At 60.4% G+C, this 16,757-nt stretch carries 18 protein-coding genes; 9 read left to right on the forward strand and 9 right to left on the reverse strand.

All coding sequences use genetic code 11. The annotated features are described in order from the left end of the window. Window positions 1-154 precede the first annotated feature (154 nt). Window positions 155-1,351, reverse strand: coding sequence for a class I SAM-dependent rRNA methyltransferase (locus tag GE543_RS24805; RefSeq protein ID WP_003393654.1), 1,197 nt, complete (start codon window positions 1,349-1,351; stop codon window positions 155-157). Window positions 1,352-1,436: 85 nt separating this feature from the next. After that, the gene (locus GE543_RS24810) at window positions 1,437-1,976 is read right to left on the reverse strand and encodes a type 1 glutamine amidotransferase domain-containing protein (protein ID WP_003372548.1); all 540 of its coding nucleotides are present in this window, start codon (window positions 1,974-1,976) and stop codon (window positions 1,437-1,439) included. A gap of 185 nt (window positions 1,977-2,161) precedes the next feature. On the opposite strand from GE543_RS24810, the gene GE543_RS24815 reads away from it, so the two are divergent. From GE543_RS24815 to GE543_RS24825, 3 genes are all read left to right on the forward strand, one after another. After that, complete coding sequence (locus GE543_RS24815; protein WP_003411948.1) at window positions 2,162-3,028, forward strand: HDOD domain-containing protein; 867 nt, start codon at window positions 2,162-2,164, stop codon at window positions 3,026-3,028. A 45-nt stretch (window positions 3,029-3,073) separates the two neighbouring features. Further along, window positions 3,074-3,886, forward strand: coding sequence for a bifunctional DNA-formamidopyrimidine glycosylase/DNA-(apurinic or apyrimidinic site) lyase (gene mutM / locus GE543_RS24820; protein ID WP_003372546.1), 813 nt, complete (start codon window positions 3,074-3,076; stop codon window positions 3,884-3,886). A gap of 97 nt (window positions 3,887-3,983) precedes the next feature. After that, window positions 3,984-4,322 (forward strand): hypothetical protein, encoded by a 339-nt coding sequence (locus tag GE543_RS24825; protein ID WP_003372544.1) that lies wholly within the window; start codon window positions 3,984-3,986, stop codon window positions 4,320-4,322. Window positions 4,323-4,331: 9 nt separating this feature from the next. Here the strand turns inward: GE543_RS24825 and GE543_RS24830 are convergent, their stop codons facing one another. Together GE543_RS24830 and coaD are read right to left on the reverse strand one after the other, a co-directional pair. Beyond that, window positions 4,332-4,583: a YfhL family 4Fe-4S dicluster ferredoxin gene (locus GE543_RS24830; RefSeq protein WP_003316325.1), complete on the reverse strand. Its 252-nt coding sequence runs from the start codon at window positions 4,581-4,583 to the stop codon at window positions 4,332-4,334. A gap of 98 nt (window positions 4,584-4,681) precedes the next feature. Beyond that, the gene (gene coaD / locus GE543_RS24835) at window positions 4,682-5,161 is read right to left on the reverse strand and encodes a pantetheine-phosphate adenylyltransferase (protein WP_003348749.1); all 480 of its coding nucleotides are present in this window, start codon (window positions 5,159-5,161) and stop codon (window positions 4,682-4,684) included. A gap of 368 nt (window positions 5,162-5,529) precedes the next feature. Between coaD and GE543_RS24840 the strand changes: the two genes are divergently transcribed. Together GE543_RS24840 and GE543_RS24845 are read left to right on the forward strand one after the other, a co-directional pair. Further along, the gene (locus GE543_RS24840; RefSeq protein ID WP_003348747.1) at window positions 5,530-6,192 is read left to right on the forward strand and encodes a TetR/AcrR family transcriptional regulator; all 663 of its coding nucleotides are present in this window, start codon (window positions 5,530-5,532) and stop codon (window positions 6,190-6,192) included. 54 nt (window positions 6,193-6,246) lie between these two features. Then, window positions 6,247-7,104 (forward strand): sulfurtransferase, encoded by an 858-nt coding sequence (locus tag GE543_RS24845; RefSeq protein ID WP_153222590.1) that lies wholly within the window; start codon window positions 6,247-6,249, stop codon window positions 7,102-7,104. 4 nt (window positions 7,105-7,108) lie between these two features. Here the strand turns inward: GE543_RS24845 and GE543_RS24850 are convergent, their stop codons facing one another. The 5 genes from GE543_RS24850 to GE543_RS24870 all read right to left on the reverse strand — a co-directional run bounded on the left by GE543_RS24850 (window position 7,109) and on the right by GE543_RS24870 (window position 12,108). Next, window positions 7,109-8,146 (reverse strand): hydrolase, encoded by a 1,038-nt coding sequence (locus GE543_RS24850; RefSeq protein ID WP_371927260.1) that lies wholly within the window; start codon window positions 8,144-8,146, stop codon window positions 7,109-7,111. A 112-nt stretch (window positions 8,147-8,258) separates the two neighbouring features. Continuing rightward, window positions 8,259-8,552, reverse strand: a complete 294-nt coding sequence (locus GE543_RS24855) for a HigA family addiction module antitoxin (protein ID WP_024961230.1) — start codon at window positions 8,550-8,552, stop codon at window positions 8,259-8,261. Window positions 8,553-8,684: 132 nt separating this feature from the next. After that, window positions 8,685-9,269, reverse strand: a complete 585-nt coding sequence (rsmD, locus tag GE543_RS24860) for a 16S rRNA (guanine(966)-N(2))-methyltransferase RsmD (RefSeq protein ID WP_046271386.1) — start codon at window positions 9,267-9,269, stop codon at window positions 8,685-8,687. Further along, a complete protein-coding gene (locus GE543_RS24865; protein WP_003411936.1) occupies window positions 9,269-10,759 on the reverse strand; it encodes a pitrilysin family protein in 1,491 nt (496 codons plus the stop codon). Before GE543_RS24865 ends, rsmD begins: the two co-directional genes overlap by 1 nt. After that, on the reverse strand, window positions 10,756-12,108 hold the full coding sequence (locus tag GE543_RS24870; RefSeq protein WP_153222592.1) for a pitrilysin family protein: 1,353 nt from the start codon (window positions 12,106-12,108) through the stop codon (window positions 10,756-10,758). The genes GE543_RS24865 and GE543_RS24870 overlap by 4 nt, the downstream gene beginning before the upstream one ends. 256 nt (window positions 12,109-12,364) lie before the next feature. Between GE543_RS24870 and ftsY the strand changes: the two genes are divergently transcribed. The 4 genes from ftsY to rpoH all read left to right on the forward strand — a co-directional run bounded on the left by ftsY (window position 12,365) and on the right by rpoH (window position 16,566). Further along, the gene (ftsY, locus tag GE543_RS24875) at window positions 12,365-13,894 is read left to right on the forward strand and encodes a signal recognition particle-docking protein FtsY (RefSeq protein ID WP_153222593.1); all 1,530 of its coding nucleotides are present in this window, start codon (window positions 12,365-12,367) and stop codon (window positions 13,892-13,894) included. Continuing rightward, entirely contained in the window at window positions 13,891-14,562 is a 672-nt protein-coding gene (ftsE, locus tag GE543_RS24880) for a cell division ATP-binding protein FtsE (protein ID WP_003411930.1), read from the forward strand. Before ftsY ends, ftsE begins: the two co-directional genes overlap by 4 nt. After that, a complete protein-coding gene (ftsX, locus tag GE543_RS24885; protein ID WP_003411926.1) occupies window positions 14,559-15,593 on the forward strand; it encodes a permease-like cell division protein FtsX in 1,035 nt (344 codons plus the stop codon). Before ftsE ends, ftsX begins: the two co-directional genes overlap by 4 nt. A 118-nt stretch (window positions 15,594-15,711) precedes the next feature. Continuing rightward, complete coding sequence (gene rpoH, locus GE543_RS24890; RefSeq protein WP_002555629.1) at window positions 15,712-16,566, forward strand: RNA polymerase sigma factor RpoH; 855 nt, start codon at window positions 15,712-15,714, stop codon at window positions 16,564-16,566. Window positions 16,567-16,757: the final 191 nt, after the last annotated feature.

A 16,757-nucleotide genomic window follows, 5' to 3' on the forward strand; every position in this document is an offset into this window, starting at 1 on the left:
GCACTCTGCGTCGTCAGTGCCACTGTGATAAAAAAGCGCTTATTTTAGCGGCGCTGCGCATCCGGAACGGCATGCCAACGCGGAGCATTGGCACGATAGTCATAGTCAGGAACAGCGAGCGCTTGTAGGCGCGACGACGCCGGGCGCTTCGGTGTCAGCTGTTGGGCAGCAGCCGGCAGGTGATGCTCTTGATGTAGCGCGTCTCGGCAATGGCCGGGTGCACCGGATGGTCCGGGCCCTGGCCGCCGCGTTCCAGCAGCTGGATGTTGCGGTCCAGATGGCGGGCGCTGGTCAGGAGGATGTTCTGCAGGTCGTCTTCCGGCAGGTGCATCGAGCACGAAGCGCTGACCAGAATGCCGTCCTTGCTGAGCAGGCGCATGGCTTGCTCGTTCAGGCGGCGGTAAGCGCCTTCACCGTTTTTCATGTCTTTCTTGCGTTTGATGAATGCAGGCGGGTCGGCGACGATTACGTCGAAACGCTCCTCTGCGGCTTTCAGTTCCTTGAGCGCTTCGAAGACATCGCCTTCGATGCAGGTCATCTTTTCGGCAAAACCGTTCAGGGCTGCGTTGCGCTCCACGCCGTCGAGGGCGAAGGACGACGCGTCGACGCAGGTGACATCGCTGGCACCGAAAGCCGCTGCCTGAATGCCCCAGCCGCCGATATAGCTGTACAGGTCGAGCACACGCTTGCCTTTGACGTAAGGGGCGATGCGCGCGCGGTTCATGCGGTGGTCATAGAACCAGCCGGTTTTTTGCCCGGCCATGACCGGTGCTTCGAACTTCACGCCGTTCTCTTCCAGCGCAACCCATTCCGGCACCAGACCGAACACGGTTTCGACGTAACGATTCAGGCCTTCCGCATCGCGAGCCGCCGAATCGTTCTTGAACAGGATGCCGCTTGGCTTGATGACCTGAACCAGCGCCGCGATGATGTCTTCCTTGTGGTTTTCCATCGTGGCCGAGGCCAGTTGAACGACCAGAATGTCACCGAAACGATCGACCACCAGACCCGGCAGCAGGTCGGAGTCACCGTAGACCAGGCGGTAGAAGGGCTTGTCGAACAGACGTTCACGCAGCGACAGCGCAACGTTGAGGCGATGGACGAGCAGAGACTTGTCGAGCGGCAGCTTGATGTCGCGGGACAGCAGGCGTGCGCAGATCAGGTTGTTGGGGCTCATGGCGACGATGCCCAGCGGCTTGCCGCCCGCAGCTTCGAGGATGGCCTGATCACCGGCTGCAAAACCATGCAGTGGGGTGGCGGCTACATCGATCTCGTTGCTGTAGACCCACAGATGACCGGCGCGCAGGCGGCGGTCGGCGTTGGCTTTGAGGCGCAAGCTAGGCAGGGACATGACGTCGCTCCTGAAAAAAGAGCGGGATTATAGCGCGTCATCCCGGCGCTGGGCCGGGATGACTGCAATTAACTGACGGAATCTGTCAGGCAGACAGCGCTTCGATCAGTTTGCTGTTGAAGGCGGGGATGTCGTCGGGCTGGCGGCTGCTGATCAGCTTGCCGTCGGTGACGACTTCCTGATCGACCCATTTTGCGCCCGCGTTGACCAGGTCATCTTTCAGCGTCTTGAAGCTGGTCAGGGTTTTGCCTTTTACCAGGCCGGCCGAGATCAACAGCCAGCTGCCATGGCAGATCACCGCCACTGGCTTGCCCGCGGCCTCGATGTCCTTGACGATCTTTTGCGCGTCGCTGTCTATGCGGATGGTGTCGGAGTTCTGCACACCGCCCGGCAGTACCACGCCGTGATAGTCACTGGCGTTGGCAGCCTTGAACGTACCGTCGATCTTGAAGTCATCGGCAGGTTTGTCGTGATTCCAGCCTTTGACCTTGCCCTCTTCAGCGGAAAGGATTTCCACGGTGGCGCCTGCTTGCTCCAACGCTTCTTTCGGACCGGTCAATTCAACCTGTTCGAAACCGTCGGTTACAAGAATTGCTATGCGTTTGCCAGTCAATGCTTTAGACATGGGATCCTCCAGTGTCGGGCTTCAGGGGTAGCGCCTGGCCGGCCGTTTTGAGGCCGCCGTTCACGCTCGTAACACAAAGTCCGAAGCTTCGTACCAGGCAAAGTTCCGAGAATATCTTCGTCTTGGATGATGGACCGTTTCTCCGCAAGGGGTCAGAATCCAGTCATCACCGTGAGTAAATTCCTATGTCCGAAGAGCTAAGCCCAGAACAGATCCAGCAAGCGTTGCAGGGCATCAGTGTCCCTCCGCAGCCGCAAATCATGGTGGATCTGCAGATGGAGCAATACATGCCCGACCCGGACCTGGGGGCGATCGCGCGATTGATCGCGCAGGATCCCGGGTTGTCCGGGGCGCTGTTGAAGATCGTCAACTCCGCCCACTACGGCCTGTCCAACAAGATTGCCTCCATCGACAAGGCGGTGAATCTGCTGGGCAGTCGGACGGTGATCAACCTGATCAACGCGCAGTCGATCCGGGGCGAGATGACCGATGAAACCATCGTTGCGCTCAACCGTTTCTGGGATACGGCGCAGGATGTCGCGATGACCAGCCTGACCCTGGCCAAGCGTATCGGCTCGCAGACGGCGGACGAGTCCTACGCCCTGGGCCTGTTTCACGACTGCGGCATTCCGTTGATGCTCAAGCGTTTCCCCAACTACATGCCGGTGCTGGAAGAGGCCTACGCCAACGCGGGCCCTGATTGCCGCATCGTCGATACTGAAAACAGCGCCTTCGACACCAACCATTCGGTCGTCGGCTATTACACGGCCAAATCCTGGCGTTTGCCTGCACACATTACCGACGCGATCGCCAATCATCACAACGCATTGGCGATTTTTCAGGACGATACCAGTCGTAATGCCACGCTCAAGAACCTCCTGGCCCCGCTGAAAATGGCCGAGCATATCTGCCAGTCCTATCGGGTACTGGGCAATCAGCACGAGGATCATGAGTGGGAGTGCATCGGTGCGCTGGTGCTGGACTACGTGGGCCTGTCCGAATATGACTTTGAATACCTGAGGGAAAGCATCCGCGAGCTGGGCGCGCGCTGATCCGGCGTCGCCCCGGCCTGTCCTTTCTGCACGACCGAGTTGTCCATGCCTGAATTACCTGAAGTCGAAACCACCCGTCGCGGCATTGCGCCGCATCTTGAAGGTCAGCGCGTCAGCCGCGTGATCGTGCGCGACAGCCGCTTGCGCTGGCCCATTCCCGAAGATCTGGACGTTCGCCTGTCCGGCCAGCGTATCGTGCAGGTTGATCGGCGCGCCAAGTACCTGCTGATCCAGGCCGAGGTGGGCACCCTGATCAGCCACCTGGGCATGTCCGGCAATCTGCGTCTGGTCGAAGCCGGGCTTCCGGCGCTCAAACACGAGCATGTCGATATCGAACTGGAGTCCGGGCTGGCCTTGCGTTACACCGACCCGCGTCGCTTCGGCGCGATGCTCTGGAGCCTTGATCCGCACAACCACGAACTGTTGATCCGCCTGGGGCCGGAGCCGCTGACCGATCTGTTCGATGGCGAGCGTCTTTACGAGCGTTCGCGTGGCAAGTCGATCGCGGTCAAGCCGTTCGTCATGGACAACGCCGTTGTGGTCGGGGTGGGCAATATCTATGCGACCGAAGCGCTGTTCGCCGCCGGCATCGACCCGCGCCGCGAAGCGGGGAGTGTGTCCCGGGCGCGTTACCTGAAGCTGGCCATCGAGATCAAACGTATTCTGGCCTACGCCATAGAGCGTGGCGGCACCACCCTGCGTGACTTCATCGGCGGTGACGGCAAGCCCGGGTATTTCCAGCAGGAATTGTTTGCGTATGGGCGTGGCGGTCAGCCATGCAAGGTGTGCGGCACGACGCTGCGTGAGGTCAAACTCGGCCAGCGCGCCAGCGTGTATTGCCCGAAATGCCAGCGCTGAAATACGCATGACAGGGGCTCTGGGCCATTTGCTTAACCCATAGCCCTGTTTATAGTGATGGCACCTTAATTATTTGCGACGCCTGAAGGATCAAGCCATGAGCCCGTTTCGTATTCTCGCAGCCGCGCTGGCGTTGTTCATCGGCCTGCAGGCGCTGCCGGCGGTTGCCGCCGATGTCACCACAGGCAGCGGCGATCCGGTCTACACCATCCAGAACCCGCCGGCGTTTGCCATGATCGGTGACTTGCTGATTGCCCGACCCTTGCTGATCGCGGCCACCGTTATCGGCACGGGACTGTTCGTGATCGCTGCGCCTTTTGCGGCGGCAGGCGGCAACCTCGGGGCAACAGGCAAGGCGCTGGTGGTGGATCCGGGCAAGGCAGCCTTCGTGCGTTGTCTGGGTTGCACGGGCGACGGCTACGGCAAGCAGCAGTGAAGGCCGTTATCAGGCCTTGCTGGTGATGATCCTGTACTTGTCCATCAACTGCTCTTTGCTCTCGACGTGATTCTCATCCAGAGGGATGCAGTCGACCGGGCAAACCTGCTGGCATTGAGGCTCGTCGTAGTGACCGACGCATTCGGTGCACAGGTTCGGGTTGATCACGTAGATCTCCTCACCTTGTGAAATCGCCTCGTTTGGGCACTCGGGTTCGCAGACGTCGCAGTTGATGCAATCGTCAGTGATGATAAGGGACATGAATTGCTCCTGCCGCGGCCGACGCCGGGGCACATTAAAACCAATGCGGCGAATTGTGCCGCATTAGGCTTCGGGATGCACCTTCACATGCAGCGAGTCTAGCGCTTGAAGCGCTCGGTCAGCGCCTGGGCAACTGCAGGATGTACGAACTTGGTGATATCACCGCCCAACGCGGCGATTTCACGCACTAACGTCGAGGAAATGAACGAGTAGCGCTCCGAGGGCGTGAGGAACAGGCTTTCGACGTCCGGTGCCAGCTGACGATTCATGTTGGCCAACTGAAACTCGTATTCGAAATCCGACACGGCACGAAGTCCGCGCAGAAAGACATTGGCATTCTGTTCCTTGGCAAAATGCGCCAGCAGGGTCGAAAAACCGACCACTTCCACATTGGGCAAGTGCTTGGTGACTTCGCGGGCCAGCTCGACGCGTTGCTCCAGAGGGAACAGCGGGTTTTTCTTCGGGCTGGCGGCAACCGCAATGACCACTTGGTCAAACAGGCGCGAGGCGCGCTCGACCAAATCTCCATGGCCCTTGGTAATCGGGTCGAAGGTGCCTGGGTACAACACTCGGTTCATCGCGTCGTCCTGGTCGGAGTCCGTTGTGGGACTCGGATGGTATCGCAGCCTTCCCGATGGGCCAAGCTGCGTAGCGGGTATCAAACGTCGTATTGCGCCGATTATCGGCCATGTTTCTAATGAAATCCCTGATTTTGGGGCTATTTGGCGCAGTCACAGCGACTGGTCGGTGGAGGAAAAAGTTTGTAGGACGGACGCTTGTTGACGAGCGGCATGTCATCCGGATTTTCGATCCGTCCGGGTCGTGGCCCAAGTGTGTATGCCTGCGCCTACGTGACACTCTTACCGCAACGATTCTGCCACCATTCCAGTATCAGCCTGCGCTAAGATTGCCATCATCTGATCAGCATAGAGTGGTCTGGCCCAGCATGGCACCGCGTACCAAAACCCGTGAACGAATCGTGCAAACCAGTCTGGAACTGTTCAATCAGCAGGGCGAGCGTAGTGTGACCACCAATCACATCGCTGCGCACATGGAAATCTCGCCCGGCAATCTCTATTACCACTTCGCCAACAAGCAGGCGATCATCGCCGAACTGTTCTCCGAGTACGAGGTGCTGATCGGCAGTTTCCTGACTCTGCCAGCCGACCGTACGCCGACCATCGAGGACAAGCGCGATTATTTCCTGGCGATCATCGACGCCATGTGGCGCTACCGTTTTCTGCACCGAGACCTTGAGCACCTGCTGACGTCGGATGAGGAACTGGCGCGGCGTTATCGGCGTTTTTCGTACCGCTGCCTGATGCAGGCGATGACCATCTATCGGGGATTCATCAAGGCAGGCATCCTGAAGATGGATGAGTCGCAGATCGAATGGACCAGTCTCAACACCTGGATCATCCTGACGTCGTGGGTGCGCTTTCTGTGCACCAACCGGGAAAACTCCACGGAGATCAACCAGTCGGCTATTCGACGTGGCGTCTATCAGGTACTTATGCTCGAATCTGTTTTTGTCGCGCCTCAGGCTCGCGAAGCGTTCGATGCACTGTGTGAAACGTTTCACGCATCGTTGCCCGAGGTTCTGATGTGAATTCCGGGACCGACGAGCAGCCAGCTTGTCGGTTCTCTGCCACAGGAGTGTGTCATGTCCATTGCGCAACTGATCAACCCTGAGCAACTGGCTGAACGCCAGAAAGCTCCAGGCCTGGTGATTCTCGATTGCCGCTACGCGCTCGAAGACTCCGACTATGGTCAGCGCAGTTACGCCCAGGGGCGTATCGAGGGCGCGTCTTTTGCCGATCTGAAGCGCGACCTCAGCGGGCCTGCGATCAAGGGCAAGACCGGACGTCATCCACTGCCCGATCCCGCCGCTTTGCTGCAATGCTTTCAGGCATGGGGCATCAACGCTGACAGCGATGTTGTGCTGTATGACGATGGGCCGGGAATGTATGCCGCACGGGCCTGGTGGTTGCTGGCCTGGATGGGCAAGCGTGAAGGCGTCTACCTGCTCGATGGCGGGCTGAAGGCCTGGCACGCCGCGGGGCTGCCGTTGAGCCTCGATGCGCCGAACCGTGAACCCGGTCATTTCAGCGGTGAGCCGGACATGTCCCTGGTGCTCAGCGGCAGTCGCTTGCAGGGTCGTCTGGGACGCCCGGAAATGACCTTGATCGACGCGCGCGCCGAAGCCCGCTTTCGAGGCGACGTAGAACCTCTGGATCCGGTGGCCGGGCATATTCCCGGTGCGCAGTGCGCGGCCTGCACTGACAACCTTGGCACGGATGGACGATTTTTGCCGCCCGAGCGGCTCAGGCAGCGTTTCGCTGAAAAGCTGCAGGACCGGCCGCCGGAGAGCCTGGTGTCCTATTGCGGTTCAGGTGTCACGGCCTGCCACAACCTGTTCGCCCTTTGTCTGGCCGGCTATCCGCTGGCAACGCTGTATGCGGGTTCGTGGAGTGAGTGGATCACCGATCCTGAGCGTGCAATCGCCACCGGCGCCGATTGATTCGTTATCCACTCGTGGGCGAGCCATCGCGATCCTGGGCGGCGCATAGCCACAGCGGGATGCGACGTTCTAGGTAGTAGCGCGGAGTGCGAAGCGAGCCTTCGACGAAGCCGACGTGCCCACCTTTGGTGTGCAGTTCGAATTCGGTGCAGGACGATAGCTCGCTGGGCTCGGGCAGGCTGTGAGGGAACACGAACGGGTCGTCGCTGGACTGGATGATCAGCGTCGGCGTCTGGATCTGGCCCAGGTAGTAGCGGCTGGACGCTCTGCGGTAATAATCCGTGGCATCGGTAAAACCGTGCAGCGGCGCAGTCACCCGGCCATCGAAGTCCCAGAAGGTGCGCATGTTCTCCAGTGAGCCCAGCGCGGCGAGTTCGGCCAGCCCCTCGCTGATGCCTTCATGCTGGAACCGATGCTGCTTGTCACGGATATAGGCCAGCATTTCGCGCATGAAGTGGCGCTGATAAACCCGCGAGAAGCCTTGGCCGATACGGTTGGCGCATTCGTCCAGGCGAAACGGCACGGACACCGCCACGGCGCCCCGTAGATCACTGTTGGCGCCGGACTCCCCCAGGTACTTGAGCAACACATTGCCGCCCAGCGAATACCCCACGGCATAAATCGGAGCCAATGGCCGCAGCGAACGCAAATGGGCGATCACCTCGGCCAGATCCTCGCTCGCCCCGGAATGATAACTGCGCGACAGCAGGTTGGGTTCTCCCGAGCAACCGCGCCAGTTTAACGCCACACTCGGCCAGCCCAGCGCTGCCATGGCCTTTTGCAGGCCGGCAACATAGGGCGAGTTGGACGATCCGGTCAGGCCGTGCAATACCAGCACCAAGGGTTTGTCGGGCTCATCCGGACCATGCCAGTCCATGTCCAGAAAATCCCCGTCCTGCAACCATAACCGCTCGCGCGTCCGCGCCAGCAACGTCGGCTTGCGCAGCAGCGGCCCCCAAAGCGTCTGCAAATGCGGATTGCCCATGCCGACGGCCGGGACGAATGGATTGGCATGGGACAGAAAGGTAGGGCGTGTGGACACGTGCTTGCTCAACGATCAGTTCAGGGGTGACTGGCTATACGTTGCCACTAAGCAGTTCGGGATGTAAGGGGGGAATTCAAGTAGCGTGGTGGCTTGTCCCCGCGACGTGTTGCTAACCTTGACCTGCTCTGACATAAGGCTCGATTGGCGGCTGCTCGCGATGCTCGGCCTGCCAAAGGTCGTGATCGGCCTGAATGCTCAGCCATAGACGCGCGCTGCTGATGCCCGCCCGTTCAAGCCTTACTGCCAGGTCAGGGCTTACAGGCGCAAGGCCATGCAGTATTTCCGAAAGGGTCTCTCTGGCAAAACCCAGATGGCTGGCGAACTCCGAAACCGTGGTCTGTAGACCGGGAATCACCTCTTCAAGCAGGATTTCGCCCGGATGTGGGGGGTTATGCATTTCCACGGGGACCTTCGCTCAGTGGTAATCCAGATAATCGACCAGTTCGACATCTTGATTCAAGTAGGTCGCATTATCTGGGAGGGATATTGAGGCAGGAATGGAGCGCGCCAGGCGCTCCATTCAGTGGTGCTTGGGCTAGCCCCGCTGCCACAAGGCGTAATACACCTGTCCGGCCTTTTTCTCGCGGTGCAATCGCCAACTGCCCGGCAAGCCGGTGGTCGATGGCGGTGTTTCGCTTTCGGTGTAGATCCAGGCGGTGTCGGCCAGCCAGCCGTGGCTCTCCAGCAGGTTGCAGGCTGAAGCCAGCAGGCCCTGATGGAAGGGCGGGTCGAGGAACACGACGTCGAAGGGCGAGGCGGTGGCGGTTTCCAGGTGGCGCAGGGCGTCGGCCTGGGAGACCTGGCCGCTGGTGCAGTTCAGTGCATTGAGGTTCTGGCGCAGGCTGGCGATGGCTGCCGCGTTACTGTCCAGGGCCAGGCCCATGCTGGCGCCACGCGACAAGGCTTCGAAATACAGCGCGCCGCTGCCCGTGAAAACGTCCAGCACCCTGGCACCGGCGATATAGGGGGCCAGCCAGTTGAACAGGGTTTCGCGCACGCGATCAGGTGTCGGGCGCAAGCCGGGTGCGTCGGGGAAGGTCAGGCGGCGGCTGCCCCATTCTCCGCCGATGATACGAAGCTGACCCAGGCCGTTGTGGCCCTTCGGACGTGGATTGGCCATCAGTGTTCCGGGACCCCTGCAGGTTGGCGGACGGGTTTGTCGGTCGGCGCCGGCAATGGTTTTTGCTCGACGGTCGGGCCCACGGTGACGATGACCATCTTGTCGGCGCTCAGGTGCTTGCTCATAGCCGCTTTTACCTGTTCGACGGTCACGTTCTGGGCGGCGGCCATGTAGTCCTCGAGGTAGGTCAACGGCAGGTGGTAGAAACCGATGGCACCCAACTGACCCACAATGGCCGAGTTGCTGGCTGCGGTCAGCGGGAAGCTGCCGGTCAGTTCGCGCTTCACATCGTCGACTTCTTTCTGGGTCGGACCATTGGCGAGGAAGTCGCGAACGATGTCCTGCACCAGCTTGAGGGTGTTGTCGCTCATTTCCGCACGCGTCTGCAGGCCGATCATGAACGGTCCCGCCACCTGCATGGCAGTGAAACCGGAAGACACGCCGTAGGTCAGGCCGCGTTTTTCCCGCACTTCGGTCATCAGTCGGCTGCCGAAGCCGCCACCGCCCAAGACCGAGTTACCCACGGTCAGCGCCGCGTAGTCCGGATCATTGCGGTCGACACCCAGCTGCGCGAGCATCAGGTGCGTCTGGTTGGAGGCAAATTCTATGTGCGTGGTGCCTGCCTTGGGCTCGACCGGGTCAGCCACTTTTGCCAGCGCCGGACCTTTGGGCAACGAGGCCGAGACCTGAGCCGCGATGGCCTGTGCTTCGTCTCGCGACAGGTCGCCGACCAGAGCAATCACTGCATTGCCCGCTGCATAGCCCTTGGCATGGAAAGCCTTGAGCTGAGCCAGGGTGATAGCGTTGACGCTCTTGGCATCGCCTTCGCTCGGGTGGGCGTAGGGGTGATCGCCGTACAGACGATTGAACAGTTCCTTGCTGGCGATAGCGCCGGGGTTCTGTTTCTGAGTCTCGAAGCTGGCGATCAACTGGTTCTTGATGCGAGCCAGAGAATCGGCAGGGAAGGTAGGCTTGCCCACGACTTCACTGAACAATTTCAGGGCCGGATCGCGCTTGTCCGCAGCACTCAGGCTGCGCAGTGAGGCCACCGCCATGTCGCGGTAGGATCCGTTGCTGAAGTCGGCGCCCAGACCTTCGAAACCCTGGGCGATCGCGTTGACGTCCTTGCCTTTGATGCCCTCGTTGAGCATGGCGTTGGTCAGCAGGGCAATGCCGGGCGATTTCTGGTCCTGGCTGCTGCCCGCAGCGAACGTCAGGCGCATGTCGAACATCGGCAATTCGCGGGATTCCACGAACAGCACGCGGGCGCCCTCGGCGGTATTCCAGGTCTGGATATTCAGGGCGCGGCGGGCCGGAGCCTTGCCGTCCAGCTCCTTGAGGGTCTGCAGGTTGCTGCCCAGCGCGGGAGCGGCCTGGCCCTGCTCGGCAGGGGCGTCGTCGGCCAGGGCTGGCAGTGCGACAAAGGCACCGAGCGAACCGGCCAGGATCAGGCCAAGCAGCGCATGACGTGGAGCATTGCGCGTGATCATTTGGCTTTCTCCTCAGGCAGAACGTGCGCAACGCTGAGGCGCTCACGGGTGAAATAGGTGTTGGCAGCTTTCTGGATGTCTTGCGGGGTCACGCTTTGCAGCGCCTCCAGTTCATTGTCCATCAGCTTCCAGGACAGACCGACGGTTTCCAGCTCTCCGATCATGGTCGCCTGGCTGGTGATCGAGTCGCGCTCGTAGACCACACCGGCAATGACCTGAGCCCGGACACGCTCCAGCTCCTCGGCGGACGGTGCCTTGGTTTTCAGCTCATCGAGCAGGCGCCAGATTCCGGCTTCCACGTCGGCCAGGGTTTTCTTCTTCTGCAGGTTGGGTGTGGCGCTGATCATGAACAGGCTGTCGCCGCGAGCAAACGCGTCGTAACGCGACGAGGCTCCGGAAACCAGCTCTTCGCCACGTTCCAGGCGTGAGGAAATGCGTGCGCTGTAGCCACCGTCGAGCAGCGCTGCGATCAGACGCAGGGCGTTCGCCGAGCGTGGATCTTCAGCGGTCGCGACACTCGGTACATTGAAACCGTAAATCAGGCTCGGCAACTGGGTTTTGACGTGCAGGGTGATCTTGCGCTCGCCCGGCTCGGCCAGTTCCAGTGGTTTTTTCGAAGGCGGTACAGCGCGGCGCGGGATCGATCCGAAGAAGCGTTCTGCCAGGGCTTTGACTTCGTCCGGCTGCACATCACCGACCACCACCAGCGTGGCGTTGTTCGGCGCATACCAGGATTCGTACCAGTGGCGCAGTTCTTCGACCTTCATGCGCTCCAGGTCTGCCATCCAGCCGATGGTCGGCGTGTGGTAGCCGCTGGCAGGGTAGGCCATCGCCTTGAAGCGCTCGAACGCCTTGCCCATTGGCTGGTCATCGGTACGCAGGCGACGCTCTTCCTTGATGACCTCGATCTCGCGGCTGAACTCGTCGGCGGGCAATTTCAGGGTTGCCATGCGATCGGCTTCCAGCTCCAGCGCGACGCTCAGACGGTCACGCGCCAGCACCTGGTAATAGGCGGTGTAGTCGTCGCTGGTGAACGCATTCTCTTCAGCGCCCAGATCGCGCAGAATCAGCGAAGACTCGCCCGGTCCGGTTTTGCTGCTGCCTTTGAACATCATGTGTTCAAGCGCGTGGGACAGACCGGTCTGGCCCGGCGTTTCGTAGCTGGAGCCGACCTTGTACCAGATCTGCGACACCACTACCGGGGCGCGGTGGTCTTCGCGGACAACGACCTTCAGGCCATTGTCGAGGGTGAATTCGTGAGTCGGTTGCGGATCAGCAGCCAATGCTGTCAAAGGCAGACAAATTGTGCTGAGCAGCAGGCCTGCGGCGCGGCGGGCTAAAGCATTCATTCGTAGTTTGAACCTGTAGGACGGCCCGCTTGAACTTAGCGTCGGCGGGCGCGGGGGTGTTAGGATACTGATCCGTTTGCTTCAGAGACAGCCTTCACTGGCCGATTGCGAGTGAAACCTCTCTGAAACGCAGGTAAAGGTAGCTGCACAAGCGGCCGTTGAGTGAACAAGAAGTCCTAAACGCAGTCTGTTTTGCATGTCAGAATTTTTCCGGGTCGCCCTCTGGCGCCCCGCAACCTTGAGATAGCCGTCATCCATGTTTGGTTCCAACGACGACAAGAAGACCCCAGCCGAGGCTGGAGAGAAGAAAGGCCTGTTCGGATGGCTGCGCAAGAAGCCGCAGCAAGCCGAGCCTAAGCCAGCAGAATCATCCCCGACGCAACCCGACCCGATCGCCGATCCGGTTGCCGCGACGCCGCAGGTTGAGCCTCATGTTGCCTCGCAATCGGTGCCTGAAGTCACTGTCGAAGCAGCTGCGCCTGCATCGCAACGCCATGTCGAGCCCGGCGCGCCTTCGCCTCAGCCCTGGCTGACCTTGCCGGTGACTGAAGAGCCGGTGGCCTTGAGTGACGAGCGCGAGCCGCATGTCACGCCGGCCATCCCTGAACAAAACCATGCTCCTGTTGCGCCCGAATCGCTGGAGCCTGAACCCGTCGTGGCGGATATCGTGCCGCTCGCGACGCCTGAGCCGGTCCTCGTTCAGCCTGTTGCAGAGCCAGAGCCAGAGCCAGAGCCAGAGCCAGAGCCAGAGCCAGAGCCAGTCGTCGCGCAGGCAGTGCCGCAACCTGTTCAGCCTGCTGCGCAAGAGCTTGCAGTGCCGGCGCCTGCTCCGACACCTGAGCCGGAAACCGGCAAGGTCGGCTTCTTTGCACGTCTCAAGCAGGGCCTGTCGAAGACCAGCGCCAGCATTGGCGAAGGCATGGCCAGCCTGTTTCTGGGCAAGAAGGCCATCGATGACGACCTGCTGGAAGAAATCGAAACCCGTCTGCTGACCGCCGATGTCGGCGTTGAGGCCACCTCGGTCATCATCAAGAGCCTGACCCAGAAGGTCGCGCGCAAGCAGTTGACCGACGCCCAGGCACTGTACACCTCGTTGCAGGGCGAGCTGGCCGCGATGCTCAAGCCTGTCGAGCAACCGCTGGTGATCAAGTCCGAACACAGGCCGTTCGTGATTTTGGTGGTCGGCGTCAATGGCGCCGGCAAGACCACGACCATCGGCAAGCTGGCCAAGAAGCTGCAACTGGAAGGCAAGAAGGTCATGCTGGCGGCGGGCGACACGTTCCGCGCTGCAGCTGTCGAGCAATTGCAGGTCTGGGGTGAGCGTAATCACATACCGGTCATCGCCCAGCACACCGGTGCCGACTCGGCTTCTGTCATCTTCGATGCCGTGCAGGCCGCCAAGGCTCGTGGCATCGACGTGCTGATCGCCGACACCGCTGGCCGTCTGCACACCAAGGACAACCTGATGGAGGAGTTGAAGAAGGTTCGCCGTGTGATCGGCAAGCTGGACGCAGACGCTCCTCATGAAGTCCTGCTGGTCCTCGATGCGGGCACCGGGCAGAACGCTATCAATCAGGCCAAGCAATTCAACCAGACCGTCACGCTGACCGGGCTGGCGCTGACCAAGCTCGATGGCACCGCCAAGGGCGGCGTGATTTTCGCCCTGGCCAAGCAGTTCGGCTTGCCGATTCGCTATATCGGCGTCGGTGAAGGTATCGATGATCTGCGTACCTTCGAGGCCGAACCCTTTGTTCAGGCACTGTTTGCGGAGCGGGAGCGTCCATGATTCGATTCGAGCAGGTCGGTAAGCGCTACCCGAATGGACATGTCGGGTTGCATGAACTGAGCTTTCGAGTACGTCGCGGCGAGTTTTTGTTCGTCACCGGTCATTCCGGTGCCGGCAAAAGCACGCTGCTGCGCCTGTTGCTGGCCATGGAGCGTCCGACCACCGGCAAACTGATGCTGGCCGGTCAGGACCTTGGGCAAATCAGCAACGCACAAATCCCGTTTCTGCGTCGTCAGATCGGCGTGGTGTTCCAGAATCACCAGTTGCTGTTCGATCGCACGGTGTTCAACAATATCGCGTTGCCTTTGCAGATCCTCGGCCTGTCCAAGCCCGAGATCGCCAAGCGGGTCGACTCGGCGCTTGATCGGGTGGCGTTGTCCGACAAGGCCGAGCTTTACCCGGGTGACCTCTCTACCGGTCAGCAACAGCGTGTCGGCATTGCCCGCGCCATTGTTCACCGTCCGGCCCTGCTGCTTGCCGATGAACCGACCGGTAACCTCGACCCACGCCTGGCGGCGGAGATCATGGGTGTGTTTGAAGATATCAACCGACTGGGGACCAGCGTGCTGATTGCCAGTCACGACCTGGCATTGATCGCCCGCATGCGCCATCGCATGCTGACCCTGCAGCGCGGTCGTCTGATCGGTGACGGGGAGGCCGGAGTATGAGTGCCACACGCAGCCCCAAGGTTTCAGAGCGCGTCGCGCCCAAAGCCGCCGATCCGGTGCCGCCGAAACAGAAAAAGCAGCGCCACGACCACGATGACGACGGCCCTGATTTCAGTGCGCTGCTGTCCGCCTGGCTGGAAAGCCATCGCTCCAGTCTGCTGGACAGCCTGCGACGTCTGGGCAAGCAACCGATTGGCAGCTTCTTTACCTGTCTGGTGATGGCGATTGCCTTGAGCCTGCCGATGGGCTTGTCGTTGCTGCTCAGCAATGTCGAGCGTCTGGGTGGTTCGTGGCAGCGCGCGGCGCAGATTTCGATCTACCTGAACCTGGATGCCAGCACCGCTGATGGCACCCGCCTGCGCGATGAAATCAAGGCCATGCCCGGTGTGGCAGATGCCGAATACATCAGCAGCGAACAGGCGTTGGGTGAGTTCAAGCAGCAGTCCGGGTTGGGCGAGGCGCTCAAGGAGCTGCCGGAGAACCCGCTTCCGGGCGTGGTGCTGGTGACGCCGGACGAAGTAGACAAACCTGCGCTGGAAGCCTTGCGTACGCGACTGGCCGGATTGCCTAAAGTAGAACAGGCGCAACTGGACCTGGTCTGGGTTGAAAGGCTGGCCGCGATCCTCAAACTGGGTGACCGTTTCGTTTTCGGCTTGACGGTTCTGCTGGTCTCGGCTTTGCTGTTAGTAATTGGTAACACAATTCGTCTACACATTGAAAACCGCCGCATCGAAATCGAAGTCATCAAGCTGGTGGGCGGTACCGACAGCTACGTGCGCAGGCCTTTCCTTTATATGGGCGCGCTGTACGGCTTCGGGGCAGGCATTCTGTCCTGGGGCGTTCTGGCTTATGGCCTGAACTGGCTGAACGGCGCGGTTGTCGGACTTGCAGGTCTCTATGGAAGTGACTTTGCACTGGCCGGTGTGCCGATGGGTGATGGTCTTTCCCTCTTGCTTGGAGCGGTTCTGTTAGGGTATATCGGTGCCTGGATTGCGGTGGCCCGACATCTTCGTGAACTGGCGCCCCGGTAGAGCCACATTATTGTTTCACCAGACTGGCCTCTGAAAATCAAGGAACTTGGTTAGCGGTTCCGGGTCAATCTGGCTAATGCTGAACTGCACATTACCTGTGCGCTGGAGGTTTTTTCGTATGACCACTTCTTTGCAACCTGCTTATGCTCTAGTCCCGGGTGCGAACCTCGAGGCCTATGTGCACACGGTCAACAGCATTCCCTTGCTGACGCCCGAGCAGGAGCGTGAACTGGCTGAGAGTCTCTACTATGAGCAGGATCTGGACGCGGCCCGTCAAATGGTCCTCGCCCACCTGCGATTCGTCGTGCACATCGCGCGCAGTTATTCGGGTTACGGTCTGGCTCAGGCCGACCTGATCCAGGAAGGTAACGTCGGTCTGATGAAGGCCGTGAAGCGTTTCAACCCTGAGATGGGCGTGCGTCTGGTGTCTTTTGCCGTGCACTGGATCAAGGCCGAAATTCACGAGTTCATCCTGCGCAACTGGCGCATCGTCAAGGTCGCCACGACCAAGGCGCAGCGCAAGCTGTTCTTCAACCTGCGCAGCCAGAAGAAGCGTCTGGCCTGGCTGAACAATGATGAAGTGCATCGTGTCGCAGAAAGCCTGGGCGTCGAGCCGCGTGAAGTGCGTGAGATGGAAAGCCGTCTGACGGGCCACGACATGGCGTTCGACCCGGCCGCCGAAGCGGATGATGACAGCGCCTTTCAGTCGCCAGCCAATTATCTGGAAGACCACCGCTACGACCCGGCGCGTCAACTGGAAGACTCCGACTGGACCGACAACTCCACCGCCAATCTACATCAGGCGCTGGACGTGCTGGACGAACGCAGCCGCGATATCCTCTACCAGCGCTGGCTGGCAGAAGAAAAAGCCACGCTGCACGACCTGGCGCAGAAGTACAACGTCTCCGCCGAGCGTATTCGTCAGCTGGAAAAAAGCGCGATGAACAAGCTCAAGACGTCGATCGCCGCGTAAGGCTACCCGGTAACGAAAAACGCCCCGAGATGATCGGGGCGTTTTTGTTTGTGTATCAGCTATCGTGCGACGCTCTGCGTCCTCTTTGTGAAGCAGAGCGTCACGAACTGCCTAGTTTTGAGCGAACTTGTTCGCGAAAGGGCCATTACAGTCGCAGAAGATTCGTCGTTTGAAACAATGCCGTCGCGCAC

This window comes from Pseudomonas sp. SZ57, from assembly GCF_009495975.1.
Taxonomy (GTDB): domain Bacteria; phylum Pseudomonadota; class Gammaproteobacteria; order Pseudomonadales; family Pseudomonadaceae; genus Aquipseudomonas; species Aquipseudomonas syringae.

Excerpts from the sequence above, each read along its gene's own strand:
- GE543_RS24805 (WP_003393654.1), bottom strand. The coding sequence starts at position 1,351 with ATGTCCCTGCCTAGCTTGCGCCTCAAAGCCAACGCCGACCGCCGCCTG.
- GE543_RS24810 (WP_003372548.1), bottom strand. The coding sequence starts at position 1,976 with ATGTCTAAAGCATTGACTGGCAAACGCATAGCAATTCTTGTAACCGAC.
- GE543_RS24815 (WP_003411948.1), top strand. The coding sequence starts at position 2,162 with ATGTCCGAAGAGCTAAGCCCAGAACAGATCCAGCAAGCGTTGCAGGGC.
- mutM (WP_003372546.1), top strand. The coding sequence starts at position 3,074 with ATGCCTGAATTACCTGAAGTCGAAACCACCCGTCGCGGCATTGCGCCG.
- GE543_RS24825 (WP_003372544.1), top strand. The coding sequence starts at position 3,984 with ATGAGCCCGTTTCGTATTCTCGCAGCCGCGCTGGCGTTGTTCATCGGC.
- GE543_RS24830 (WP_003316325.1), bottom strand. The coding sequence starts at position 4,583 with ATGTCCCTTATCATCACTGACGATTGCATCAACTGCGACGTCTGCGAA.
- coaD (WP_003348749.1), bottom strand. The coding sequence starts at position 5,161 with ATGAACCGAGTGTTGTACCCAGGCACCTTCGACCCGATTACCAAGGGC.
- GE543_RS24840 (WP_003348747.1), top strand. The coding sequence starts at position 5,530 with ATGGCACCGCGTACCAAAACCCGTGAACGAATCGTGCAAACCAGTCTG.
- GE543_RS24845 (WP_153222590.1), top strand. The coding sequence starts at position 6,247 with ATGTCCATTGCGCAACTGATCAACCCTGAGCAACTGGCTGAACGCCAG.
- rsmD (WP_046271386.1), bottom strand. The coding sequence starts at position 9,269 with ATGGCCAATCCACGTCCGAAGGGCCACAACGGCCTGGGTCAGCTTCGT.
- GE543_RS24865 (WP_003411936.1), bottom strand. The coding sequence starts at position 10,759 with ATGATCACGCGCAATGCTCCACGTCATGCGCTGCTTGGCCTGATCCTG.
- GE543_RS24870 (WP_153222592.1), bottom strand. The coding sequence starts at position 12,108 with ATGAATGCTTTAGCCCGCCGCGCCGCAGGCCTGCTGCTCAGCACAATT.
- ftsY (WP_153222593.1), top strand. The coding sequence starts at position 12,365 with ATGTTTGGTTCCAACGACGACAAGAAGACCCCAGCCGAGGCTGGAGAG.
- ftsE (WP_003411930.1), top strand. The coding sequence starts at position 13,891 with ATGATTCGATTCGAGCAGGTCGGTAAGCGCTACCCGAATGGACATGTC.
- ftsX (WP_003411926.1), top strand. The coding sequence starts at position 14,559 with ATGAGTGCCACACGCAGCCCCAAGGTTTCAGAGCGCGTCGCGCCCAAA.
- rpoH (WP_002555629.1), top strand. The coding sequence starts at position 15,712 with ATGACCACTTCTTTGCAACCTGCTTATGCTCTAGTCCCGGGTGCGAAC.